The sequence below is a fragment of the Lachnoclostridium sp. An181 genome (genome assembly GCF_002160325.1).
Classification (GTDB): domain Bacteria; phylum Bacillota; class Clostridia; order Lachnospirales; family Lachnospiraceae; genus An181.
This window is the reverse complement of the sequence record NZ_NFKJ01000003.1, coordinates 79,155-101,494: the sequence shown is the minus strand read 5'-3', so window position 1 is coordinate 101,494 and position 22,340 is coordinate 79,155. Positions and strand designations below refer to the sequence as shown.

At 44.4% G+C, this 22,340-nt stretch carries 20 protein-coding genes; all 20 read left to right on the top strand.

Features of this window, described 5'->3' with window-relative positions; translation table 11 throughout:
• Positions 1-67: 67 nt before the first annotated feature.
• The 20 genes from B5F18_RS02990 to B5F18_RS02895 all read left to right on the top strand — a co-directional run bounded on the left by B5F18_RS02990 (position 68) and on the right by B5F18_RS02895 (position 22,318).
• The gene (locus B5F18_RS02990) at positions 68-367 is read left to right on the top strand and encodes a hypothetical protein (protein ID WP_087156176.1); all 300 of its coding nucleotides are present in this window, start codon (positions 68-70) and stop codon (positions 365-367) included.
• Between the two features lie 116 nt (positions 368-483).
• A complete protein-coding gene (gene groES, locus B5F18_RS02985; protein ID WP_087156175.1) occupies positions 484-768 on the top strand; it encodes a co-chaperone GroES in 285 nt (94 codons plus the stop codon).
• Positions 769-813: 45 nt separating this feature from the next.
• Positions 814-2,436 (top strand): chaperonin GroEL, encoded by a 1,623-nt coding sequence (gene groL, locus B5F18_RS02980; protein WP_087156174.1) that lies wholly within the window; start codon positions 814-816, stop codon positions 2,434-2,436.
• Positions 2,437-2,593: 157 nt separating this feature from the next.
• The gene (locus tag B5F18_RS02975; RefSeq protein ID WP_087156173.1) at positions 2,594-3,082 is read left to right on the top strand and encodes a DUF6106 family protein; all 489 of its coding nucleotides are present in this window, start codon (positions 2,594-2,596) and stop codon (positions 3,080-3,082) included.
• Between the two features lie 81 nt (positions 3,083-3,163).
• Positions 3,164-4,618 carry an IMP dehydrogenase gene (gene guaB, locus B5F18_RS02970; protein ID WP_087156172.1) on the top strand — a complete coding sequence of 485 codons (1,455 nt, stop codon included), beginning with the start codon at positions 3,164-3,166 and terminating at the stop codon, positions 4,616-4,618.
• A gap of 84 nt (positions 4,619-4,702) precedes the next feature.
• Positions 4,703-7,759, top strand: coding sequence for a glycoside hydrolase family 2 TIM barrel-domain containing protein (locus B5F18_RS02965; RefSeq protein WP_242955791.1), 3,057 nt, complete (start codon positions 4,703-4,705; stop codon positions 7,757-7,759).
• Positions 7,760-7,850: 91 nt separating this feature from the next.
• The gene (locus B5F18_RS02960; protein ID WP_087156171.1) at positions 7,851-8,537 is read left to right on the top strand and encodes a peptidoglycan recognition protein family protein; all 687 of its coding nucleotides are present in this window, start codon (positions 7,851-7,853) and stop codon (positions 8,535-8,537) included.
• A 116-nt stretch (positions 8,538-8,653) separates the two neighbouring features.
• Complete coding sequence (locus tag B5F18_RS02955; RefSeq protein WP_242955790.1) at positions 8,654-9,193, top strand: shikimate kinase; 540 nt, start codon at positions 8,654-8,656, stop codon at positions 9,191-9,193.
• Entirely contained in the window at positions 9,194-9,694 is a 501-nt protein-coding gene (locus B5F18_RS02950) for a YqeG family HAD IIIA-type phosphatase (RefSeq protein WP_087156170.1), read from the top strand.
• 4 nt (positions 9,695-9,698) lie between these two features.
• Positions 9,699-10,073 carry a CidA/LrgA family protein gene (locus B5F18_RS02945; RefSeq protein WP_087156169.1) on the top strand — a complete coding sequence of 125 codons (375 nt, stop codon included), beginning with the start codon at positions 9,699-9,701 and terminating at the stop codon, positions 10,071-10,073.
• Entirely contained in the window at positions 10,054-10,746 is a 693-nt protein-coding gene (locus B5F18_RS02940) for an LrgB family protein (protein WP_087156168.1), read from the top strand. The genes B5F18_RS02945 and B5F18_RS02940 overlap by 20 nt, the downstream gene beginning before the upstream one ends.
• A gap of 146 nt (positions 10,747-10,892) precedes the next feature.
• Positions 10,893-11,195: a metal-sensing transcriptional repressor gene (locus B5F18_RS02935; RefSeq protein ID WP_087156167.1), complete on the top strand. Its 303-nt coding sequence runs from the start codon at positions 10,893-10,895 to the stop codon at positions 11,193-11,195.
• An 11-nt stretch (positions 11,196-11,206) separates the two neighbouring features.
• Entirely contained in the window at positions 11,207-13,732 is a 2,526-nt protein-coding gene (locus tag B5F18_RS02930) for a heavy metal translocating P-type ATPase (protein WP_087156166.1), read from the top strand.
• A gap of 201 nt (positions 13,733-13,933) precedes the next feature.
• Entirely contained in the window at positions 13,934-16,102 is a 2,169-nt protein-coding gene (gene glgX, locus B5F18_RS02925) for a glycogen debranching protein GlgX (protein ID WP_087156165.1), read from the top strand.
• Between the two features lie 4 nt (positions 16,103-16,106).
• Positions 16,107-16,787: a response regulator transcription factor gene (locus B5F18_RS02920; RefSeq protein ID WP_242955789.1), complete on the top strand. Its 681-nt coding sequence runs from the start codon at positions 16,107-16,109 to the stop codon at positions 16,785-16,787.
• Positions 16,784-17,770, top strand: a complete 987-nt coding sequence (locus B5F18_RS02915) for a sensor histidine kinase (RefSeq protein ID WP_162607526.1) — start codon at positions 16,784-16,786, stop codon at positions 17,768-17,770. The genes B5F18_RS02920 and B5F18_RS02915 overlap by 4 nt, the downstream gene beginning before the upstream one ends.
• A gap of 100 nt (positions 17,771-17,870) precedes the next feature.
• Complete coding sequence (locus B5F18_RS02910; RefSeq protein WP_087156163.1) at positions 17,871-18,623, top strand: ABC transporter ATP-binding protein; 753 nt, start codon at positions 17,871-17,873, stop codon at positions 18,621-18,623.
• A 5-nt stretch (positions 18,624-18,628) separates the two neighbouring features.
• A complete protein-coding gene (locus B5F18_RS02905; protein ID WP_087156162.1) occupies positions 18,629-20,542 on the top strand; it encodes an FtsX-like permease family protein in 1,914 nt (637 codons plus the stop codon).
• A gap of 79 nt (positions 20,543-20,621) precedes the next feature.
• Positions 20,622-21,290 (top strand): response regulator transcription factor, encoded by a 669-nt coding sequence (locus B5F18_RS02900; protein ID WP_087156303.1) that lies wholly within the window; start codon positions 20,622-20,624, stop codon positions 21,288-21,290.
• Positions 21,287-22,318 carry a sensor histidine kinase gene (locus B5F18_RS02895; protein ID WP_204217061.1) on the top strand — a complete coding sequence of 344 codons (1,032 nt, stop codon included), beginning with the start codon at positions 21,287-21,289 and terminating at the stop codon, positions 22,316-22,318. The genes B5F18_RS02900 and B5F18_RS02895 overlap by 4 nt, the downstream gene beginning before the upstream one ends.
• The last annotated feature ends 22 nt before the right edge of the window (positions 22,319-22,340 follow it).

The following is a 22,340-nucleotide window of genomic DNA, read 5'->3' as shown; positions in this document are numbered from 1 at the left end:
GCTGCAAACACTGGAGATAAAAGGTTAGCGTTTTGCAGCATCCTTTTTTACGAAAGGAGAGCCATTCATGTTTGAAGGAATGCGGGCAGGGCTTGAATTAAAAAAGGTGATTCTCGATGAAGAGAAAAGGGCGCGCGTTTATTATAACTGCAGGATTCTTGCGTATGATGGGGAAAAAGAATGCATATATTTGGTGATGGAGGAGGGGACATTGCGGGAGATTCTTTTGGATGCGGTCTATGAGTGCACTATTTTTGAGAAAGAGCCTGTTATCTGTGAGGGCGTTGTCATGGAAAGATACTTTTCAAAAGAGGGAAGAACATTAAAATTTCAGATAAAAAACGGGTTTTATCATTCTATAAAATAAATATAAAGTGAAAAGAAACCGGTTGACAAGTGGAAAGAGGAGTGCTATTTTATTACTAGATTAAAAATAGCACTCGTTTTTAGTGAGTGCTAATAAGAATAGAGGAGGAATTGACCATGAAATTAAAACCATTGGGTGACAGAGTTGTATTGAAACAATTGGAAGCAGAAGAGACAACAAAATCAGGAATCGTACTTCCGGGGCAGGCAAAAGAAAAGCCGCAACAGGCGGAAGTGATCGCAGTTGGTCCTGGTGGAGTTGTGGACGGAAAAGAAGTTACAATGAATGTTGCAGTGGGAAATCAGGTTATCTACTCAAAGTATGCAGGGACAGAAGTGGAACTGGACGGAGAAGAATATATCATTGTCAGACAGAGTGATATTCTTGCAGTTGTTGAATAGAGAAAAAGAAAAGCAGATATAGACATAGTTTAGGAGGTCTTTGAAATGGCAAAGGAAATTAAATTTGGTGCAGAAGCAAGAAGTGCATTGGAAACAGGTGTAAATAAACTTGCAGATACTGTAAGAGTGACATTGGGACCAAAAGGAAGAAACGTTGTGCTTGACAAATCTTTTGGCGCTCCATTGATTACAAATGATGGTGTTACGATTGCAAAAGAAATTGAACTTGAGGATGCTTTTGAAAACATGGGAGCACAGCTGATCCGTGAAGTGGCATCCAAGACAAATGACGTAGCTGGTGACGGTACAACGACAGCCACAGTACTTGCACAGGCAATGGTTCACGAGGGAATGAAAAACCTGGCAGCAGGTGCAAATCCGATCGTTCTCCGCAAGGGTATGAAAAAGGCGACAAGCGCTGCAGTGGATGCGATCTTAAAGATGAGCAGCAAAGTCAGCGGCAAAGAACAGATTGCAAGAGTTGCAGCAATTTCTGCAAGCGACGATGAGGTAGGAGCTATGGTTGCGGACGCTATGGAAAAGGTTTCCAATGACGGTGTCATTACAATCGAAGAATCCAAGACAATGAAGACAGAGCTTGACTTAGTAGAAGGTATGCAGTTTGACAGAGGATATGTTTCCGCATATATGGCTACAGATATGGATAAGATGGAAGCAAATCTGGAAGATCCATACATTCTGATCACAGATAAAAAGATTTCTAACATTCAGGAAATTCTTCCGCTTTTGGAGCAGGTTGTGCAGTCCAGCGCAAAACTTCTTATCATCGCTGAAGACGTTGAGGGAGAGGCTTTGACAACTCTCATCGTCAACAAACTGCGCGGAACATTCAATGTAGTGGCAGTAAAAGCTCCGGGATATGGCGACAGAAGAAAAGAGATGCTCAAAGATATCGCAATCCTGACAGGCGGACAGGTGATTTCAGAAGAGCTTGGACTTGATTTAAAAGAGACAACGTTGGATCAGCTTGGACGTGCAAAATCCGTAAAGGTTCAGAAAGAGAACACAGTGATTGTGGACGGATACGGACAGAAAGAAGAAATCAACGCACGTGTCGCACAGATCAAGAAACAGATTGAAGAGACAACTTCTGATTTTGACAGAGAAAAATTACAGGAAAGACTTGCAAAACTGGCAGGTGGAGTTGCTGTTATCCGTGTGGGAGCGGCGACAGAGACAGAGATGAAGGAAGCAAAACTTCGTATGGAAGATGCTCTTGCAGCAACGAGAGCTGCAGTGGAAGAGGGAATCATTGCAGGAGGCGGATCTGCTTATATCCACGCTACAAAGGAAATCTCAAAACTTGTTGCATCTTTGGAAGGAGACGAGAAGACCGGTGCGAATGTAATCCTCAAAGCTTTGGAGGCGCCATTGTACCACATCACAGCCAATGCAGGGCTGGAAGGATCCGTGATCATTAATAAGGTAAGAGAGCTGGAGCCAGGCATGGGATTCGATGCATATACAGAACAGTATGTGGACATGGTAAAAGCAGGTATTCTTGACCCTGTAAAAGTGACAAGAAGTGCTCTGCAGAATGCAACAAGCGTTGCATCCACTTTGCTTACAACAGAATCTGTTGTTGCAAATATCAAAGAAGAGACACCGGCAATGCCGGCGGGCGGAGCCGGAATGGGCATGATGTAAAGAAAACAAAGGGTGCTGTAGGAAAGAAACTGCAGCATCCTTTTTGCATTGTGGAGCAATTTGTCTGCTCTGTTTTTGGGAAACTTCCAGTGCCAGGACTTGTGAAACTTCATTTATTTGTGATAGAATAGGCAATAGAAAAACGGAGGTTGGGAAGATGAATGATTTTTATACGGAACAATTATTGAAAAGAAGGACGCCAGTTTCTGAGATGGCGTTGGTTGTGGTGCTGGCAGTAATCGGAATTGCAGCGCTTGCCATGACTCCCATGACGATTTTTGCTCCGCTTGTGGCAATTGTATTTCTTGCGGTCGCCATCTTTAAGGCGAGAAACTCAAACCAGGAGTTTGAGTATTTGTACATGAACGGGGAGCTGGATATTGACAGAATCATTGCAAAGTCAAAGAGAAAACAGGTTTTTTCAGGAAGTTTAAACCAGCTGGAGCTTTTAGTGAAAGCGAATTCCCATGAATTGGATGCTTACGCAAGTGCACCTCTAAAAGAGTTTAGCTCCGGCATGCATAAAGACAGAGAGTGCGTGGCAGTGTATGTAAAAGACGGACAGAGTATGAGGATTGTCTTTGAGCCAAATGACAGGATTTTGGAAGCATTCCGCATGCAGGCGCCGAGGAAAGTCAGAATTTAGTATTGACAGGAACCGAACTTTTTTGTAGTATAACTGTTAAACAATTCAAGCAAGATAAAATTTAATGAGGAGGATAAAATCATGGGTAAAATTATTGGAGAAGGTATTACTTTTGATGATGTGCTGCTTGTTCCGGCATATTCAGAAGTGATTCCAAACCAAGTTGATTTATCAACTAATTTGACAAAGACTATCCGCTTAAACATTCCGATGATGAGTGCGGGAATGGACACGGTGACAGAGCACCGGATGGCGATTGCGATGGCCAGACAGGGAGGAATCGGAATCATCCACAAAAACATGTCCATTCAGCAGCAGGCAGAAGAAGTGGACAAAGTAAAGAGGTCTGAGAACGGTGTTATCACAGACCCATTTTATTTATCGCCGGAGCACACACTTGCGGATGCAAATGAACTGATGGCGAAATTCCGCATTTCAGGTGTGCCGATCACAGAGGGAAAGAAATTAGTTGGTATCATTACAAACCGTGATTTAAAATTTGAAGAAGATTTTACAAAGAAGATCAAAGAATCAATGACTTCTGAAAATCTGATCACAGCTCCTGAAGGAATTACATTGGAGGAAGCTAAAAAAATCCTGGCAAAAGCCAGAAAGGAAAAGCTTCCGATCGTAGATAAAGATTTCAATTTAAAAGGTCTTATCACGATCAAAGATATTGAAAAACAGATTAAATATCCACTCTCCGCAAAGGATGCCCAGGGAAGGCTTCTGTGCGGTGCTGCTGTGGGGATTACGGCAAACTGTCTGGAGCGTGTGGACGCATTGGTGCAGTCAAAAGTCGATGTGATCGTCATGGATTCTGCACACGGACATTCCGCTAATGTTTTGAGAACAGTTAGAATGGTAAAAGAAAAATATCCGGATCTTCCTGTGATCGCAGGAAATGTAGCAACCGGTGAGGGCACAAAGGCATTGATCGAGGCCGGAGTTGACGCGGTGAAAGTGGGAATTGGACCGGGCTCCATCTGTACGACACGTGTTGTGGCAGGTATCGGCGTCCCTCAGGTTACAGCTGTTATGGACTGCTATGCGGTTGCAAAAGAGTACAATATCCCGATTATCGCGGATGGAGGAATCAAGTATTCTGGAGACATGACAAAGGCGATCGCAGCCGGAGCAAACGTATGTATGATGGGCAGCATCTTTGCGGGATGCGATGAAAGCCCGGGAACATTTGAGTTGTACCAGGGAAGAAAATACAAAGTATATCGTGGAATGGGATCCATCGCAGCGATGGAGAACGGCAGCAAGGACCGTTATTTCCAGTCCGATGCCAAGAAACTGGTGCCGGAAGGCGTGGAAGGTCGTGTGGCTTATAAAGGGACCGTTGAGGACACTGTATTCCAGCTCATGGGCGGCTTACGTGCAGGTATGGGATACTGTGGTACAAAGACAGTGGAGGAATTGAAAGCAAATGGAAGATTTGTCAAGATTTCAGCAGCGTCTTTGAAGGAAAGCCATCCACATGATATCCACATTACAAAAGAGGCGCCAAACTACAGTGTAGATGAATAGAATGCGTCTGGGGAGAGGGTATTGCAAAATAGAGGTTTTGCAATACCCTCTTTTGATGATGGGGAAAGACAAGGAGGAAGGGCAGTGAAAATATTTAAAGCATCTTTAGACTGGCTGGAAAAGCCGGAGGTGTTTGCGGTGAACCGGATGAGGGCACACTCGGATCATAAATTCTATGAGACCTGGTCTGAGATTGAAAACGGAAAAATGGAGTTAAGACAGTCCTTAAATGGTATCTGGCATTTTTCCTATGCGCGTTCCCAAAAGGAGAGAAAAGAAAATTTTTACAGAGGAGATTTTGGGTTTCGGGGATTTGGGAGAATTGAAGTTCCGGGACATATTGAGCTACAGGGATTTGGGCAGAATCAGTATACAAATGTCAATTATCCTTGGGACGGAAGGGAAGTTCTCCAAGAAGGAGAGGTTTCAAAAGAGGAAAACCCGGTGGGCAGCTATATCCGATATTTTCAGCTTGAGAGGAAACTGGAAGGAAAACGGGTGATTCTTTCTTTTCAGGGAGTGGAGACTGCGTTCTATGTGTGGCTGAATGGAAAGTTTGTCGGATACAGTGAAGACAGTTTTACACCGGCGGAATTTGAGATCACGCCGTTTTTGAAAGAAGGCCAGAATAAACTGGCTGTGGAGGTATACAAAAGAAGTACGGCCAGCTGGCTGGAGGATCAGGATTTCTGGAGATTTTCCGGGATTTTCCGGGATGTGTATCTGTACGCGTTTCCCAAAAGTCATGTGTACGATGTGGATGTGCGGGGAGGACTTTTGGATGATTTCCGCACAGGGACTTTAAAGACGAAACTTAAGCTGTGCGGTGAAGTTTTGGAAACACAGGACGGTTATATAGAGATCATCCTTGCAGACCAGAGAGAAAAAGGGGTCTTCCAGACCCAGCTTTTGGCGTCTGAGTGCAGAAAAAAAGGAGAATTCCTTGTGCTGGATCTGGAAGTTCCGATCGGACGGGTGCGGCCGTGGAGTGCGGAGGAGCCATACCTCTACGATATGTATGTCTTTTTAAAGGACGGGCAGAAAAGTCTGGTGGAGATCGCAAGGACAAAGGTAGGATTCCGCAGGTTTGAAATCCGGGACAATGTGATGTGCCTGAATGGGAAAAGACTGCTTTTAAAAGGAGTCAACAGGCATGAGTTTAACTGTAAAAGAGGACGTGCGGTCACAAAGGAGGACATGATTTGGGATATCCGTTTTATGAAACAGCACAATATCAATGCAGTGCGCACCTCCCATTATCCGAACCAGACACTCTGGTATGAGTTGTGCGATCAGTACGGAATTTATATGATAGATGAGATGAACTTGGAGAGCCACGGCAGCTGGCAGAAAGGAAATATAAAGATGCCAGAAGGGCATTTGCCGGGCGATGCACCTGAATGGAAGGATATGCTTTTGGACAGGGCAAAGTCCATGTATGAAAGAGATAAAAACCATGTATCCATTCTCTTTTGGTCTTGCGGAAATGAATCTTACGCAGGAGAGAATATTGCCGCAGTGTCCAGGTATTTCCACGAAAAGGATAAGGAGAGGCTTGTGCAATACGAAGGCGTTTTCCATAACCGGAAGTATGATGCCATCAGTGATGTGGAGAGCCGCATGTATGCGAAACCACAGGAGATCCAGGAATATTTAGAGTCAGACCCAAAGAAACCTTATCTGAGTTGTGAGTATATGCACGCCATGGGAAATTCTCTCGGGGGACTGAAACTGTACACGGATTTGGAGCGGGAGTATTCAATGTACCAGGGAGGATTTATCTGGGATTTGATCGACCAGGCATTGATTGGATGGCGGGATGGAAAAGAGGTTCTTGCGTACGGTGGGGATTTCGGGGACCGGACATCTGACTATGAATTTTGTGGAAACGGGATTGTATTTGCGGACCGGACGATTTCACCGAAAGCCCAGGAAGTCAAGATGCTCTATTCCAATGTAAAATTGTATCCGGATGAAAAAGGGGTCAAAGTTGTAAATGACAATTGTTTTACAAATACAGATGAATTTATCTTTGTGTACGGCATTTTAAAAGATGGGGAATGTGTTTTTATCGGACAGAAAGAGATTTCCGTGCCTCCGCTTGAGAGCGCGTACATTCCTTTGGACTATCCGGATGTAAAGGAAGAAGGGGAGCTTGTGTACGAAGTATCCATGCGGCTTTTGGAGGATACGATGTGGGCGGAAAAAGGATTTGAGATTGTCTCGGGTCAGTATGTGACTGGGAAAATGAAAGGTCCGAAAAAGTCGAAAAAGCCGTGGAGGATCGTAAAAGGAGATGCCAATATCGGAGTATTCGCGGACGGGTTTGAAGCAATGTTTTCCAAAACCGAAGGTGGGATCACTTCATTAAAATATGAGGGAAAAGAATATGTTCTGCGCACACCGAAGACGAATTATTGGAGACCTTTGACGGATAATGACAGAGGAGCGGGAGCAGGCTTGGCTTTTGATATGGCTCCATGGATGTATGCGGGGCAGTGTCAGAAACTGGAAAATGTAGAGGTGGATGTTCAGGAGAGGTATTTAAAAATCAGGTATGAATACAAACTTCCGTTGTCCCAGGACGCGAGAAATATTATCACCTATAAGGTGGATTCCTGCGGAAAAATCCAGGTGACGACAAGATATGAAGGAGCAAAAAATCCGGGTATCATGCCATCCTTTGGAATGCTCTGGAAACTGGATGAAAAATATCACAACTTTCGCTATTACGGATATGGGCCTTCTGAGAATTATGTGGACCGGATGGAGGGCGCAAGGCTTGGGATCTATGAAGGCACTGCAAAGGATAATGTGACGCCTTACCTTGTCCCTCAAGAATGCGGAAACCGTGTGGGAACAAGATGGCTGGAGGTGTACGATGAGGAAGGCTGTGGTATTCGTTTCCGCGCAAAGGAGGGCACCAGTTTTGAAAGCTGTGTACTGGCGTACGGTCCATTGGAATTGGAGCAGGCCCTGCACCAGTATGAACTCCAAAAGCCGTGTTTTACCTGGGTGCGGCTCAATGCGGCCCAGATGGGAGTCGGAGGAGACGACAGCTGGGGCGCTCCTGTACACGATATCTATCTTCTTTCGCCAGACAGTGTCTACGAGATGACGTTTACGATAGAAAAAATTTAGAACCGTTTAATAAAAATATAAGGAATTTCTTCATCCATCCTAACTTTTCTGTGCTAGAATAAAAACACAAAAGATGCGGGAAGAGATACAAATGAAGAAAAGAAAAAGAATCAGTTATCAGACGAGAAGAAAACGAAAATTACAAAGACAAATCCGAGTTGGCTTTTTGTGCCTTTGTGCAGTATTCTGTGTGCTTTTGGTGAAAGGGGTTTACAAAAAGGTCACAGCAGGGTATATGGAGATCCCGGATTCCGAGATTACAGCAGAAAAGCCGGACATTCAAGTGGATCTTTTGGAGAAAAATCCGTACTCCAGGCCAGGGATCGAAATAGGGAAGATCCAGGGGATCGTCATCCATTATACGGCAAATCCGGGTTCCACGGCAAAGCAGAACAGGGATTATTTCAATGGACTGAAGGATACGCACATCACACATGCCAGCAGTCATTTTGTGGTGGGGCTGGAAGGAGAGATCGTACAGTGCATCCCCACATGGGAAATTTCCTATGCGTCCAATGACAGAAATGGGGACACGATTTCCATTGAGACATGCCATCCGGATACAAGCGGAAAGTTCACGGAAAAGACATACCGTTCGCTTGTACGGCTGACAGGATGGCTGTGCCAGAAATTTGATCTTTCATCCAGCGATGTGATCCGGCATTACGATGTGACGGGAAAAAACTGTCCGAAATATTTTGTAGAACACGAGGATGCATGGCAGATTTTTAAAGGGAACGTACAAAAAGTAGTGGATAAAGCGAACAGCCAAAAATAGCGGCAAGAGCGCAAAAGGGAGAAATCTCATTTTGCGCGTCATTGTTGCTATTTCTTTTTTGGTTTGCTATAATTAAGGTCATGTTTTGTAAAAAAAGAAACAGCGGGGAAAGAAATATGGGAGAAAATGACAAAAAAATTTCGTTTAATATTGCATTGATTGGGTTTATGGGAACAGGAAAATCCACGATCGCTGCCTGTATGCACACGCTTTACGGCATGGAGGTCGTGGAGATGGACAGTCTGATTGAAAAGAGGGAAGGCATGAGCATCCCGGAAATTTTTGAAAAATACGGGGAGGAACATTTTAGAAATCTGGAAACCAGTCTTTTGATAGAACTCCAGGGCAAAAAGAATGTTGTCATTTCCTGTGGAGGCGGAACTCCTCTTCGCAAGAAAAATGTTTCCATCATGCGAAAAACCGGAAAAGTGGTACTGTTGACGGCAAAACCGGAGAGTATTTTAGAGCGTGTGGGAGAAAATCATGACAGGCCTCTTCTCGAGGGAAATAAGAATGTTTCCTTTATTGAGGAGATGCTTAAGAAACGAAAAGACAGATATGAGGCTGCCGCGGATCTCATTGTGGCCACGGATGGAAGGACAAAAGAAGAGATATGCGATGAAATCATAGAGAAAGTATTGGAGTTGAAAAGATAGATGTTTGAGCGGTTTTTTCCGGATGAATATATGGTGTCCACCTATGTGATACCGTTTGAAGAATTGTACAAAGAAGGATACAGGGGAATTATTTTTGACATTGACAACACACTTGTTCCGCACGGAGCGCCGTCGGATGCGCGTTCCAGGGAACTGTTTCAAAGATTGAAGAAGATCGGATTTGAGACCTGTCTGCTCTCGAACAACCAGGCAGGCCGAGTGAAGATGTTCAATCAACCCATTGGCAGCCATTATATTTATAACGCACATAAGCCGTCGATAAAGAATTATGAGCAGGCTATGCAGAAGATGGGGACGGACAAAAGGACGACAGTGTTTGTGGGAGACCAGCTTTTTACGGATGTATGGGGAGCAAAAAAAGCGGGTATTCATGCCATTTTGGTTAAACCAATGCACCCGAAAGAGGAGATTCAGATCGTGCTGAAACGGTACCTCGAAAAGATCGTCTTGCGTTCGTACAAAAAACAAAACAGGAAGTAGAGAGATGAAGATTTTAAGACAGTTTACAATTATTCTTGTGATTTCATTTTTGGGAGAAGGCATCAAGATGCTCATACCGCTGCCAATTCCGTCAAGTGTGTGGGGACTTGTGCTGATGCTTGCGGCCTTGCAGTTTGGGATTGTGAAGGTGGAGCAGGTCAAAGAAGCGTCGTCATTTTTGATAGAGATTATGCCTGTGATGTTCATTCCGGCAGGAGTGGGACTGATCACCGCGTGGCCTGTGCTGAAACCGGTTTTTGTACCGGTCATGATCATCACAGCTTTTTCAACAGTCATTGTCATGGCAGTGACGGGAATTGTGACACAGAAGATGATAAAGATGGGAAGGAATGGAGAAGATGAAAACGTTTCTGATTGATTCTGTTTTCTTTGGAGCAGGGATCAGCCTGATTGCTTATGAGATCGGACTGCTCGCGAAACGAAAATTTAGGATGGCGATATTTAACCCATTGCTTATAGCGATTTTTTGCGTCATCGGGATTCTGATGGTGCTGAAAATCGATTATAAGGATTACGACAAGGGAGCGCAATATTTAAGTTACCTTTTGACTCCGGCCACTGTGTGCCTGGCCATACCTTTGTATGAGCAGCTGACTCTTCTTAGAAAAAATTTAAAGGCAGTTGCAGCGGGGATCCTCTCCGGAGTGCTATCAAGTCTTGTAAGTGTTTTTGTGCTGGCAAAACTGTTTTCCCTGTCCCATGAGATGTACGTGACCATGCTGCCGAAATCCATCACTACGGCTATTGGAATGGGGATTTCCGAGGAGCTTGGCGGAATCGCCACGATCACTGTGGCAGTGATCGTGATCACAGGTGTTTTGGGAAATATTTTTTCCGATATCATCTGTAAATGTTTCAAGATTACCCAGCCGGTGGCAAAAGGATTGGCGATCGGCACTTCCGCACATGCCATGGGGACAGCCAAGGCCATGGAGTTAGGACCTGTGGAAGGGGCCATGAGCAGTCTTGCCATTGCGGTGGCCGGACTTTTGACTGTAATAGGGGCATCCGTGTTTGCGGGCTGGATGTAGAAAATAAATCGAGTGTGGTATAAGGAAAAGCTCTTTTACAGGAGCTTTTTCTTTTTTGAAAAAAATTATGGATAATGGTATTATTTTTCTACTTGAAAAATACCCATATGGGGTATATAATGGCGCTGTAAAGAGAGGTGTTGCAAATGGATAATTACACAGAATGCTGTCATAAGACAAAAGAGCGTTCAGAAAAAGAATACAAAGATTTGATCAATCGACTTAGCAGAATTGAAGGACAGGTAAGGGGAATCAAAAAGATGGTGGAGAACGATGCCTATTGTCCGGATATTCTGATTCAGGTATCTGCAGTCAATGCAGCGCTCAACAGTTTCAATAAAGTCCTTCTTGGAAATCATATCCGTACCTGTGTGGCCCGGGATATCCGGGAGGGAAAAGAGGAAACGATCGATGAGCTTGTCGTGACGCTGCAGAAATTGATGAGGTAAGGAGGCAGAAGATGAAACAATATTCAGTGACAGGAATGAGTTGTGCTGCGTGCAGCGCAAGGGTGGAAAAAGCTGTCTTAAAAGTGCCGGGCGTTACTTCCTGTTCGGTCAGCCTTTTGACAAACTCCATGGGCGTGGAAGGGGAGGCAAAAGAATCGGATATCGTTAAGGCAGTGGAAGAAGCAGGATACGGTGCTGCGCCAAAATCTGCCGGCAAAGAAAAAAAGGATGTACAGGGAATTTCGGATGGGGAAGAAATGCTCAAAGACAAGGAAACGCCAGTGCTGAAAAGAAGGCTGATCGTATCTTTATGTCTGTTGTTTCCTTTGATGTACGTCTCTATGGGACATATGATGTGGAACTGGCCCCTTCCAAATGTTCTGGAAGGAAACCATGTAGCCATGGGATTGATCCAGCTTTTGTTTACCATCGCGGTCATGGTAGTCAATCAGAAATTTTTTATCAGCGGCTTTAAAAGTCTTTGGCACAGAGCTCCAAACATGGATACGCTTGTGGCGCTTGGTTCAACCGCTGCATTTGTGTACAGTACCTATGCACTGTTTGCCATGACAGACGCGCAAATGCGTATGGATATGACTGGAGTCATGAAGTATATGCATGAATTTTATTTTGAGTCTGCGGCTATGATTCTGACTTTGATCACAGTCGGTAAAATGCTGGAAGCCCGATCAAAAGGGAAGACAACAGATGCTCTCAAAGGTCTGATGAAACTGGCCCCAAAGACAGCGGTTGTGTTAAAAGACGGGGTGGAGATGCAAGTTTCCATTGACCAGGTAAAAAAAGGTGATATTTTTGTAGTAAGACCAGGAGAAAATATCCCGGTGGATGGAATTGTCCTTGAAGGAACAAGCGCAGTGAATGAATCTGCCCTCACCGGAGAGAGCATTCCGGTGGACAAAAAGAAGGGGGATGAGGTGTCCGCTGCCACTTTAAACCAGGAAGGGTTCCTTACATGCGAGGCATCCAGAGTGGGCGAGGACACGACCCTTTCCCAGATCATCCAGATGGTGAGCGATGCGGCTGCCACAAAAGCGCCGATCGCCAAGGTGGCGGATAAAGTGTCGGGCGTGTTTGTTCCGGTAGTCATAGGAATTGCGGTTTTGACGATCCTGGTATGGCTTTTTGCAGGGGAAAGCGTTGGATTTGCCCTGGCAAGGGGAATTTCTGTACTGGTCATCAGCTGTCCTTGTGCGTTGGGGCTTGCCACTCCGGTTGCCATTATGGTGGGAAATGGAATGGGTGCAAAGAATGGCATTATGTTTAAGACAGCGGTTTCTTTAGAGGAGGCCGGGAAAATGCAGATTGTTGCCCTCGACAAGACAGGCACGATCACCCAGGGTGAGCCAAAGGTGACAGATATCCTTCCGGCAGAGGGCATGCAAGAGGAAGAGTTTCTTGCTTTGGCGTATGCTCTGGAAAAGAAAAGTGAACATCCCCTTGCACACGCCATTTTGGCGCTTGCAAAAGAGCGGGAGATCAAAGAGCCTGGGGAGGTCCGCGACTTTACGGCGGTACCCGGAAACGGTCTGTCCGGTGAATGGAAAGGCAGTTATCTTGTGGGAGGAAATTTAAAGTTCATCAGGGAAAAGGTTCTGGTGCCAAAAGAGATGGCAGAAAAAGCCATCAGACTTTCAGAAGAAGGAAAGACTCCGCTGTTCTTTGGAAAGGATGAAACGTTTGCAGGTATCATCGCTGTGGCTGACGTGATGAAGGAGGACAGCCCGCGTGCCGTCAAAGAGTTGCAGAACATGGGAATTTCGGTTGTCATGCTCACCGGAGATAATGAGCGAACGGCAAGAGCGATCGGAAAGCAGGCAGGTGTGGACGAAGTGATCGCAGGCGTCCTTCCGGACGGAAAGGAGAGCGTTATCCGTTCTCTGAAACGAAAAGGAAAAGTGGCCATGGTGGGGGATGGCATTAATGACGCGCCGGCGCTTACAAGGGCGGATATTGGAATCGCCATCGGTGCAGGCACGGACATAGCTATTGACGCAGCGGATGTAGTGCTGATGAAAAGCAGGCTTTCGGATGTTCCGGCTGCAATCCGCCTAAGCAGAGCGACTCTGAAAAATATCCATGAGAATCTTTTCTGGGCATTTATCTATAATATCATCGGAATCCCATTGGCAGCAGGAGTTTTTATTCCGCTTGTGGGGTGGCAGTTAAATCCCATGTTCGGTGCTGCTGCCATGAGTCTTTCCAGTTTCTGTGTTGTGACCAATGCGCTCAGGCTGAATTGGTTTAAAATGTATGATGCGGGGAAAGACAAAAAAAGAAAAACAAAACAAAATAAGGAGGACATGACAATGACAAGAACTATGAAGATTGAAGGAATGATGTGCGGGCACTGCGAAGCAAGGGTGAAAAAGTGTCTGGAGGCGCTGCCTCAGGTGGATGCGGCAGATGTAAGCCATGAGGAGGGAAGAGCTGTTGTGACATTGAACGCACAGATTGCGGACGATGTGCTGAAAAAGGCTGTGGAAGATCAGGATTACAAGGTGATTGGAATCGAATAAAGAAGATGGCAGAACAATACCGTCAGCTGGTTGATCGGCTGACGGTATTTTTATAACGTTGCCGCTTTTATGTTGTAATTGAAAATTTTTGACTGACAAGATATATCATAAGGAAAACTGTGATATAATGAAAGACATTGGGATATGGAATGATTCAAAAATGAAACAATGAAAGAGTGAATAAGAAAAGAGGCGCAGGGTATGGCAGAAAGAGAAAAGAAAAAAAGACTGGTAATCGAAGAGAAAAACAAAGAGATTCTCCTTTTGGAGGATTATGCAGGGGTGGAGGAAGAGGAAAACCTAAAGCCCCAAAAAGAAGTGAACGGTTTTTTAGTGCGGCCGGGATTCTACGAGATCAACGGCGCATCGGCCCTGCCCAATGGTGTCAATTTTACTGTGACGTCCCATTCCGCCTATTCCTGCGAACTTTTGCTGTTTCGAAGGAAAGAACAAGAACCGTATGCAGTGATTCCATTTCCGCCGGAATACAGGGTCGGAAAGGTATATTCTATGTTTGTATTCGGGCTGAATATTGAAGAATTTGAGTATGCCTACCGCCTGGATGGACCAAATGAACCTCAAAAGGGCCTTATTTTTGACAAGAGCAAATATATTTTGGATCCCTACGCCAAGGCAGTGACAGGACAAAGAGAGTGGGGAGTGAAACTATCAGGAGGAGAGTTTTATAAGGCCAGGGTTGTGCACAATAACTTTACATGGGGAAATTGTGAAAAGCCCAACATTCCCTTGAATGACAGCATCATCTACGAGATGCATGTGCGGGGATTTACGAAAAGCAGTACTTCGGCAGTGAAACATCCGGGGACTTTTGATGGTATCCGTGAAAAGATCCCTTATCTGAAAGAGCTGGGGATCAATGTGGTGGAGTTGATGCCGATTTTTGAGTTCGATGAAATGAGAAATGCACGGGAAGTGGACGGCACAAAACTTCTGGACTACTGGGGATACAATCCCGTCTGCTTTTTTGCGCCTAACACAAGTTATGCATCCGAAATTGAGTACAATCGGGAAGGGCGGGAACTCAAAGAATTGATCAAAGAGCTCCATGAAAATGGAATCGAGGTCATTTTGGATGTGGTGTTCAATCATACAGCCGAGGGAAATGAACACGGACCATTTTTCTCTTTTAAAGGAATCGACAATAATATTTACTACATGCTCACGCCGGACGGATATTATTATAACTTCAGCGGATGCGGCAATACATTGAACTGCAATCATCCGCTTGTGAGAGATTTGATACTCAATTGTCTGCGATATTGGACCATGAACTACCAGGTGGATGGCTTTCGGTTTGATCTGGCATCCATTTTGGGGAGGAGTGAGGACGGCGCTCCCATGAACAGACCGCCTCTTCTGGAAAGACTTGCCTACGACCCTATTTTGGCCGGGGTGGATTTGATCGCTGAGGCGTGGGATGCAGGCGGATTGTATCAGGTGGGGAGTTTTCCTTCCTGGAACAGATGGGCGGAATGGAACGGAAAATACAGGGATGATATCCGCAGTTTCCTGAAAGGGGATGCCGGTTTTGCAAGGGCGGCCGCAAACCGGATCACTGGCTCCACAGACCTTTATCCGCCGGACAAACGGGGAGACAATGTATCCGTTAATTTTCTCACATGCCACGATGGTTTTACTCTCTACGATTTGTACAGCTACAATGAAAAACACAATGAAAAGAACGGGTGGAACAACACAGACGGTGCGGACGACAACCGAAGCTGGAACTGCGGTGCGGAAGGGGATACGGACAATACCCAAGTGATGAGACTTCGTTTTCAGATGATCAAAAACGCCTGCGCAGTTTTAATGTTGAGTCGAGGTACACCGATGTTCCTGGCCGGAGATGAGTTTGGAAATACCCAGTTTGGAAATAACAATGCCTATTGCCAGGACAATGAAATTTCCTGGCTTGACTGGTCGTTTCTCAAGAAAAACAGAGAGTTATTTGAATTTTTTAAGTTCATGATAAAGTTCCGCAAAGAACATAAGATAGTTAGAAAAGACACAAAAGAGTGTACGCTTGGGTTCCCGAAAGTCAGTTTTCACAGTGTGAAACCTTGGGAGGGAGCATATGACCATGAAACAAGGATGATTGGAATCATGTATGCCGGAAGGCAGAACGGAGTGGATGATGTCATCTATCTTGGCATCAATGCTTACTGGGAGCATTTGGAAGTTACACTGCCAAAACCGGAAAACGCATATTTCTGGCGCCCTCTGGTCGACACATCCAGGGGAGAGGATGCGCTCATAGGGAAAGAGGAGATTCTGGACAAAGGCATCTATGTGATGGGACCGCGCTCAGTGGCCGTCTTTACGCTTGGGCATGTAGGCAGGGAGGTATAGCAGGATGGAAGAGAAGATGAAAATTTTGATTGTGGAGGACGACGAGACCCTGGCAGGGGAAATCATAGGTTTCCTGGAAAAATGGGGATACGAGGCAAAGGCAGCGAAAAATTTCGGGGACATTGCCGGTGAGTTTATCAAATACAGTCCTCATTTGGTGCTGATGGATATCAATCTTCCCTTTTGTGATGGGTTTTATTGGTGTAAAAAAATCCGTCAGGTGTCTGAAGTTCCGATCATCTACATCAGCAGCAGAGATGATGACAGGGACAAGATCATGGCCATTGCCCAGGGAGGGGATGACTATGTGGAAAAACCATTTCACCTGGAACTTTTGAAGGCAAAGATGGATGCCATTTTAAGAAGGACGTATCAATACAAAGTCAGGGACAGAGGGTACCTTGGTGAGGAGCTTTATTTTGACTATGGGACAGGTACATGCATCTTTCAAAATAAGAGACTGGAACTTACGAAATCAGAAAAGAAGATCATGTCCAAACTTCTTGGGGCCCGTCCTTGTATTGTGACGAGGGATGAGCTGATGATGGAGCTTTGGAGCACAGATGAATTTGTCTCCGACGGAACTTTGACGACTATGGTATCCAGAATGAGAGGAAAGCTCAAAGAGTTCTGCGGCAGAGATATCATATGTACAAAGAAAGGACAGGGATATTATATAGAATGAAATATTTCAGAAAACATATCAAATATATCCTCCTTCTTTTTTTAGTCGTCTTGGCGTACAATTTGTATTTCCTTTTTCTTTTGCAGGATATTGACAAAGCGTATCTTTACTATTTGGATTTCCTCACGGTGTTCTTTCTGACGATGTTTACTATAAGGGAATGGACTGTTTTTCGCAGAAAGGAAAAAGAGCGAAAAGAATTGCTTGACGGAGAGGAGATCATTTGGACGTATCTTGACGACCTGGAGGATGAAGAGATTTTAAAACATGATATGGATATTGTAAATGGGCAGTTGAGCGAACAGTTTGACATCAACTGTGAGCTGCAGGATTACATTGCCAAGTGGTGCCATGAAGTCAAGATTCCTCTCTCAGCAGCTCTTTTGATCGACGAGCGGATCGAGGACCCAATGACAAGGCAGCAGATGAGGGAACAGCTTGAAAAGATCAGGCAGCACTTAAATTCTGCGTTGACTGGATGTAAAGTGCAAAGCAGCATCTATGATCTTCAGATACAGGCTGTGGGCCTGAAGGAGTGTGTCAGCACATCCATCAAAAACAATCAATTCTTTTTGATCAACCGTCGTTTCGAGATTTTTCTCGATGTGGGTGAGGAGAAGGTGTACACGGACAAGGAATGGCTTGTCTATGTTTTGGATCAGATGATCGGGAATGCCATGAAGTATGCGGGGGAGAAAAAGGAGCTGCATATCTGGTCAAAAAAGGAAGAGAACAGAACGATCCTTTTTGTGGAGGACAAAGGGGAAGGAATCAAAGAGAGCGATATCCGCAGAATATACGAAAAAGGGTTCACAGGACAGAACCACCATAATGGACAGTACAAATCCACAGGAATGGGGCTTTATATGGTATCCCTCATTTTAAAACGGCTTGGGCATGACATTGATGTGGAAAGTGAATACGGAAAATTTACAAGGTTTTCCATCACATTTAAAGATAACAGGGACTATTTCAATCTCTGACATTACAAGAAATGTAATGTTGGAGATTGTTTTGTAATGAGGGTGTAAGGATTTTTGTGCGTGGATTTTTTATAATGATGGCATAAGGAGGAATTGCATAATGAGTGAAAGAAAAGTAGCGGAAATTAAAAACTTGATAAAAAATTATGGAGGGAAGGGATTCCAGACAAAAGTGTTAAAAGGAATTGACCTGACCATCTATGAGACTGATTTTATTGCCATCATGGGTCCAAGCGGTTCCGGAAAGACGACGCTTTTGAATATTCTCTCCACCATCGACAAGCCGTCCCAGGGAAGTGTGATGCTGGACGGAAAAGAGATCACAGGACTGAACAACAAGGATCTGTCCAGACTTCGGAGAGACAAAATTGGATTTATTTTTCAGGACTATAATCTTTTGGATACCATGACTTTGCAGGATAACATTGCACTTCCGTTGTCTTTGAATGGTGTTTCCCCAAAATCCTGCGTTGAGAGGACAAATGAGCTTGCAGAAATGTTCGGTTTAGCGGAGGAGCTGAAGAAATATCCGTATCAGCTCTCGGGAGGTCAGAAACAGCGGGGAGCTACATGCCGGGCACTGATCACAGATCCCAAGATCATTTTTGCCGATGAGCCTACAGGGGCTTTGGATTCCAAGTCAAGCAAAGATTTGTTGGAATGCTTAAGGATTGTCAATGAAAATAGGCAGGCAACGATCATGATGGTCACTCACGACGCGTTCAGTGCTTCTTATGCAAAGGATGTGTATATTTTGAGCGATGGACTGATCAAATGTAAGATCAGCAGGGGCAGCGAGAGAAAAGAATTTTATGACAGGATCATTGATGTGCAGACATCTATGGGGAGGTGAGAGTCATGAGTATGATGAAACTTGCCTATATGAATTTTAAGAACAGCCTGAAGAGCTATCTGTCCCTGATCGTTTCTTTGGCTTTTACAATACTGATTTTTTTGAATTTTCAAAATATTGTCTATTCCAATTCGCTGGATGTGCTGGGAGAGAGGAACAAGGATAATATCATTATCATTGTACAGGCAATTACCGTTGTCCTGATCTGTTTCATGTTTTTCTTTATCTGGTATTCCACCAATGTGTTTTTGACAAAGAGGAAGAAAGAGATTGGAATCTATGTATTCATGGGTTTGACGAATCAGAAAATCGGGAAATTGTATATGATCGAGACAACAATGATCGGATTTTTGGCCCTCATACTTGGGCTTGGATTTGGGCTTGCACTCACATGGCTCTTCCAGATGGTGCTCTTGGCCATCTCGGATATTGCAGTTAAGATTGAATTTCAGCTTTCCTGGCAGCCGATTGCCGTGGCGGCATGTACCTATCTTGCCGTGTATATGATTTTTGTGCTGAAAGGCTATGTGAATATTGTGCGCAGCAGTGTGCTCAACATGGTGCTGGCAACCAAAAAGAATGAATATGTAAAACAAAATTCTGTGATTTTGGCATTCAAATCTGTTTTAGGCGTTTGCGTACTGGGAGCCGGATACTTTTTGGCCATCAAAGAAGGCGGTCAGGAGGTTATGGGAAATGTACTTGCAGCAGTTGTTCTTGTGATCGCGGGAATCTATCTGCTTTTTGGCGGAGTGATACCAATGGTGACCCAAAGCCTTGCAAAAAGAAAGAAGTTTCTCTACAAAAAGCAGAGAAATCTTTGGGTGAACAACCTGATCTTCCGCATGAAGAAAAATTACCGGACTTATGCCATCGTATGCGTGCTCATGTTGTGTTCCGTGACCGCGCTGGCCACAGGAGTTGCCATGAAGAACCGATATGAGGGGATCGTACACTTTCGCAGCACCTACACCTACCAGCTGATCAGCAATGATGCAGACGAAAAAGAAAAGATGGACGAAGTGATAGAGAGAAACAGTGACATCAAATACAGCACAAAGATTCCGATCCTTTATCTGGACGGTTCCCTTTTTAAAACTGCATACAAAAATAACACATATGCAATACTGTCCTGGTCGGACGTAAAACAGGCGGCAGAGGACGCGGGGCTGAAACTTGACATCAAAGAGCCAAAAGACGATGAGATCATTGATGTGAGCAAGATGTATCTTTTGTCCCTATATACAGAGAAATCGGGGATCCGTGTGACGATCAACGGAAAAGAATACCGCCAGATTGACGACACAAACGAGCCCTATCTTGGGTATCTACAGGAGCAGATCAGTTTTTATCTTGTAAATGATCATGAATTTGAAAGACTTTGTCCTCTTGGGACAATGAGTTATACCTATAATTACAAAATCAGCGATATGGATAGTTTCGAGCAGACAAAGGCCAAGCTTGATGACCTTGTTAAGACAAAGCAGGAGAATGGAGAAGATATTGGAAGGATTGCAGTGGATATGAGAAGCAATGACATTGAGTGGGTAAAAGTGCTCTACACCATCTGTATCTTCATGTTCCTCGTCTTTGTGCTCGCCGGCGGCAGCATTTTGTTTATGAAACTGTACAACGATGCATTTGAGGAAAAAGAGCGGTACCAGGTGCTGAAAAAACTTGGGATTGACCGTAAAACACTGAAAAAATCCATTGCAAATGAGCTGAAATTTGCCTATGTCGGCCCTCTTATTGTGATGACGGTTTCGTCCTGGTTTTCCGTACATGCGCTGGCAAAAATGATGAGTACCGAACTTTTGAGCGTCAATATCATCAGCGTACTTGTCATTTACGCAATCTTTTTTGTATGCTATCTGCTCTCTGTTTCCGTGTACCAAAAAAATGCCGGGGTAAAACAATAGAAAAAGATGCCTCTTTCCATGAAAAGGAGAAAAGGATATAATGGACGCAGAAGAAAGACGGAAAGGGGAGAAAATGAGCATGTATCAGATCATGATCGTGGAGGACGACGAAGTCATAGCATCTGCCATGAAAAACTGTCTCGAATCGTGGAATTATCAGGTAAGGCTTACAAAAAATTTTGAGAATGTAATGGGAGAGTTTTTCAGGTATTCACCCGATTTGGTGCTGCTTGACATTACATTGCCGTATTTAAACGGGTATCATTGGTGTGAAGAGATCAGGAAAGTCTCCAAAGTGCCGATACTTTTTATCTCTTCTGCGTCCGACAATATGAATATTGTGATGGCTATGAGTATGGGGGCGGATGATTTTGTCACGAAACCATTTGATCTGACTGTGCTGGCGGCAAAAATACAGGCAATCCTAAGAAGAAGTTATGATTTTTCGGGGAAAACAGAGGTGTTGGAATATCGGGGGGTCCGCTTTTTTCCGGCAGAAGGGAGTGTGTCTTTTCAGGAGAAAAAGCTGGAGCTTACAAAAAATGAGATCAAGATCATGCGCATACTGATGGAACATCCAGGAGAGATCGTGGAGAGGGATATGCTTATGGAATATCTTTGGAAGACGGATTCCTATGTGGATGAGAATACTTTGTCTGTAAATGTCAACCGGCTTAGGAAAAAACTGGAGTCCATAGGTGTGAAAGAGTTCATACATACGAAAAAGGGGATAGGCTATCGCATATGAAAAGGACAGATAAGAAAAGAATGTGGCAGCAGTATTTCAGGGACAGATGGCGTCTGTTCCTGATTTTTGCTGTCTGTTTTATTATTTTTTTGACCGTATTTTTGCTCTACAGGCTGGAGAAGGAGGCGTTCTGCTACGCGTGCTTGCTTTGCGCAGTGTTTTTAGGGGCTTTGTTTTTGGCAGATGTTGTATCCTTTGTCAAAAAACACAGGAAATTGCAGTCTTTGAGGGAAGAAATCGGTTTTACGCTGGAGAATCTTCCCCATGAGACAAAGGTGGAAGGAAAGGATTACCAGGAGCTGCTTTTTTTATTGATGGAGGAGAAAAACAGACAGTCGTTTGTCTATGAAACGGAAAGAAAAGAGATGGAAGATTACTTTACTTTGTGGGCGCACCAGATGAAACTTCCGATTGCAGCCATGAAACTGGTGCTTGAGACAGACAGGAAACCGGATGTGAAAGTATTGAAGTCCGAACTTTTTAAGATTGAGCAGTATGCACAAAATGTACTCGTCTTTTTCCGGATGAAAAGTCCGTACACGGACTATGTTTTTCGTGAGGTTTTCGTGGATGATCTGATCAGACAGGCTGTGCGCAGGTTTTCAGGGGAATTTATACGAAAGAAAATCCGTCTGGATTTCCAGGAGACAGAGCAGAAGATTTTCACAGATGAAAAATGGGTTGTCTTTGTTCTGGAACAGATTTTGTCTAATGCCATCAAATATTCCGGTGAAAAAGGCGAAATCCGGATCTACGCTCAGGATGAAGGGGAGATTGTTGTACAAGATAACGGAGTTGGAATCGACGAAGTGGATTTGGAACGCATTTTTGAGAAAGGATTTACAGGACTGAACGGGAGAATGGAGAAACAGGCATCAGGCCTTGGACTATATCTTTGCAAAAATATATTGAAAAATCTTTCCTGTGACATCAAAATCGAGTCAAAAAAAGGAAAAGGGACAAAAGTCCACCTGTTTCTCGGACAGAGAAAGATAGGAGGGGGAAAGGCGGATTTCTTACAAAAATGACAGAAATGCATTCCTTTTGTTA

Coding starts and splice junctions, on each gene's coding strand:
- B5F18_RS02915 (WP_162607526.1), top strand. CDS start 16,784: ATGAAATATTTCAGAAAACATATCAAATATATCCTCCTTCTTTTTTTA.
- B5F18_RS02930 (WP_087156166.1), top strand. CDS start 11,207: ATGAAACAATATTCAGTGACAGGAATGAGTTGTGCTGCGTGCAGCGCA.
- B5F18_RS02910 (WP_087156163.1), top strand. CDS start 17,871: ATGAGTGAAAGAAAAGTAGCGGAAATTAAAAACTTGATAAAAAATTAT.
- B5F18_RS02945 (WP_087156169.1), top strand. CDS start 9,699: ATGAAGATTTTAAGACAGTTTACAATTATTCTTGTGATTTCATTTTTG.
- guaB (WP_087156172.1), top strand. CDS start 3,164: ATGGGTAAAATTATTGGAGAAGGTATTACTTTTGATGATGTGCTGCTT.
- groL (WP_087156174.1), top strand. CDS start 814: ATGGCAAAGGAAATTAAATTTGGTGCAGAAGCAAGAAGTGCATTGGAA.
- B5F18_RS02905 (WP_087156162.1), top strand. CDS start 18,629: ATGAGTATGATGAAACTTGCCTATATGAATTTTAAGAACAGCCTGAAG.
- B5F18_RS02960 (WP_087156171.1), top strand. CDS start 7,851: ATGAAGAAAAGAAAAAGAATCAGTTATCAGACGAGAAGAAAACGAAAA.
- B5F18_RS02955 (WP_242955790.1), top strand. CDS start 8,654: ATGGGAGAAAATGACAAAAAAATTTCGTTTAATATTGCATTGATTGGG.
- groES (WP_087156175.1), top strand. CDS start 484: ATGAAATTAAAACCATTGGGTGACAGAGTTGTATTGAAACAATTGGAA.
- B5F18_RS02940 (WP_087156168.1), top strand. CDS start 10,054: ATGAAAACGTTTCTGATTGATTCTGTTTTCTTTGGAGCAGGGATCAGC.
- glgX (WP_087156165.1), top strand. CDS start 13,934: ATGGCAGAAAGAGAAAAGAAAAAAAGACTGGTAATCGAAGAGAAAAAC.
- B5F18_RS02990 (WP_087156176.1), top strand. CDS start 68: ATGTTTGAAGGAATGCGGGCAGGGCTTGAATTAAAAAAGGTGATTCTC.
- B5F18_RS02935 (WP_087156167.1), top strand. CDS start 10,893: ATGGATAATTACACAGAATGCTGTCATAAGACAAAAGAGCGTTCAGAA.
- B5F18_RS02920 (WP_242955789.1), top strand. CDS start 16,107: ATGGAAGAGAAGATGAAAATTTTGATTGTGGAGGACGACGAGACCCTG.
- B5F18_RS02975 (WP_087156173.1), top strand. CDS start 2,594: ATGAATGATTTTTATACGGAACAATTATTGAAAAGAAGGACGCCAGTT.
- B5F18_RS02950 (WP_087156170.1), top strand. CDS start 9,194: ATGTTTGAGCGGTTTTTTCCGGATGAATATATGGTGTCCACCTATGTG.
- B5F18_RS02900 (WP_087156303.1), top strand. CDS start 20,622: ATGTATCAGATCATGATCGTGGAGGACGACGAAGTCATAGCATCTGCC.
- B5F18_RS02895 (WP_204217061.1), top strand. CDS start 21,287: ATGAAAAGGACAGATAAGAAAAGAATGTGGCAGCAGTATTTCAGGGAC.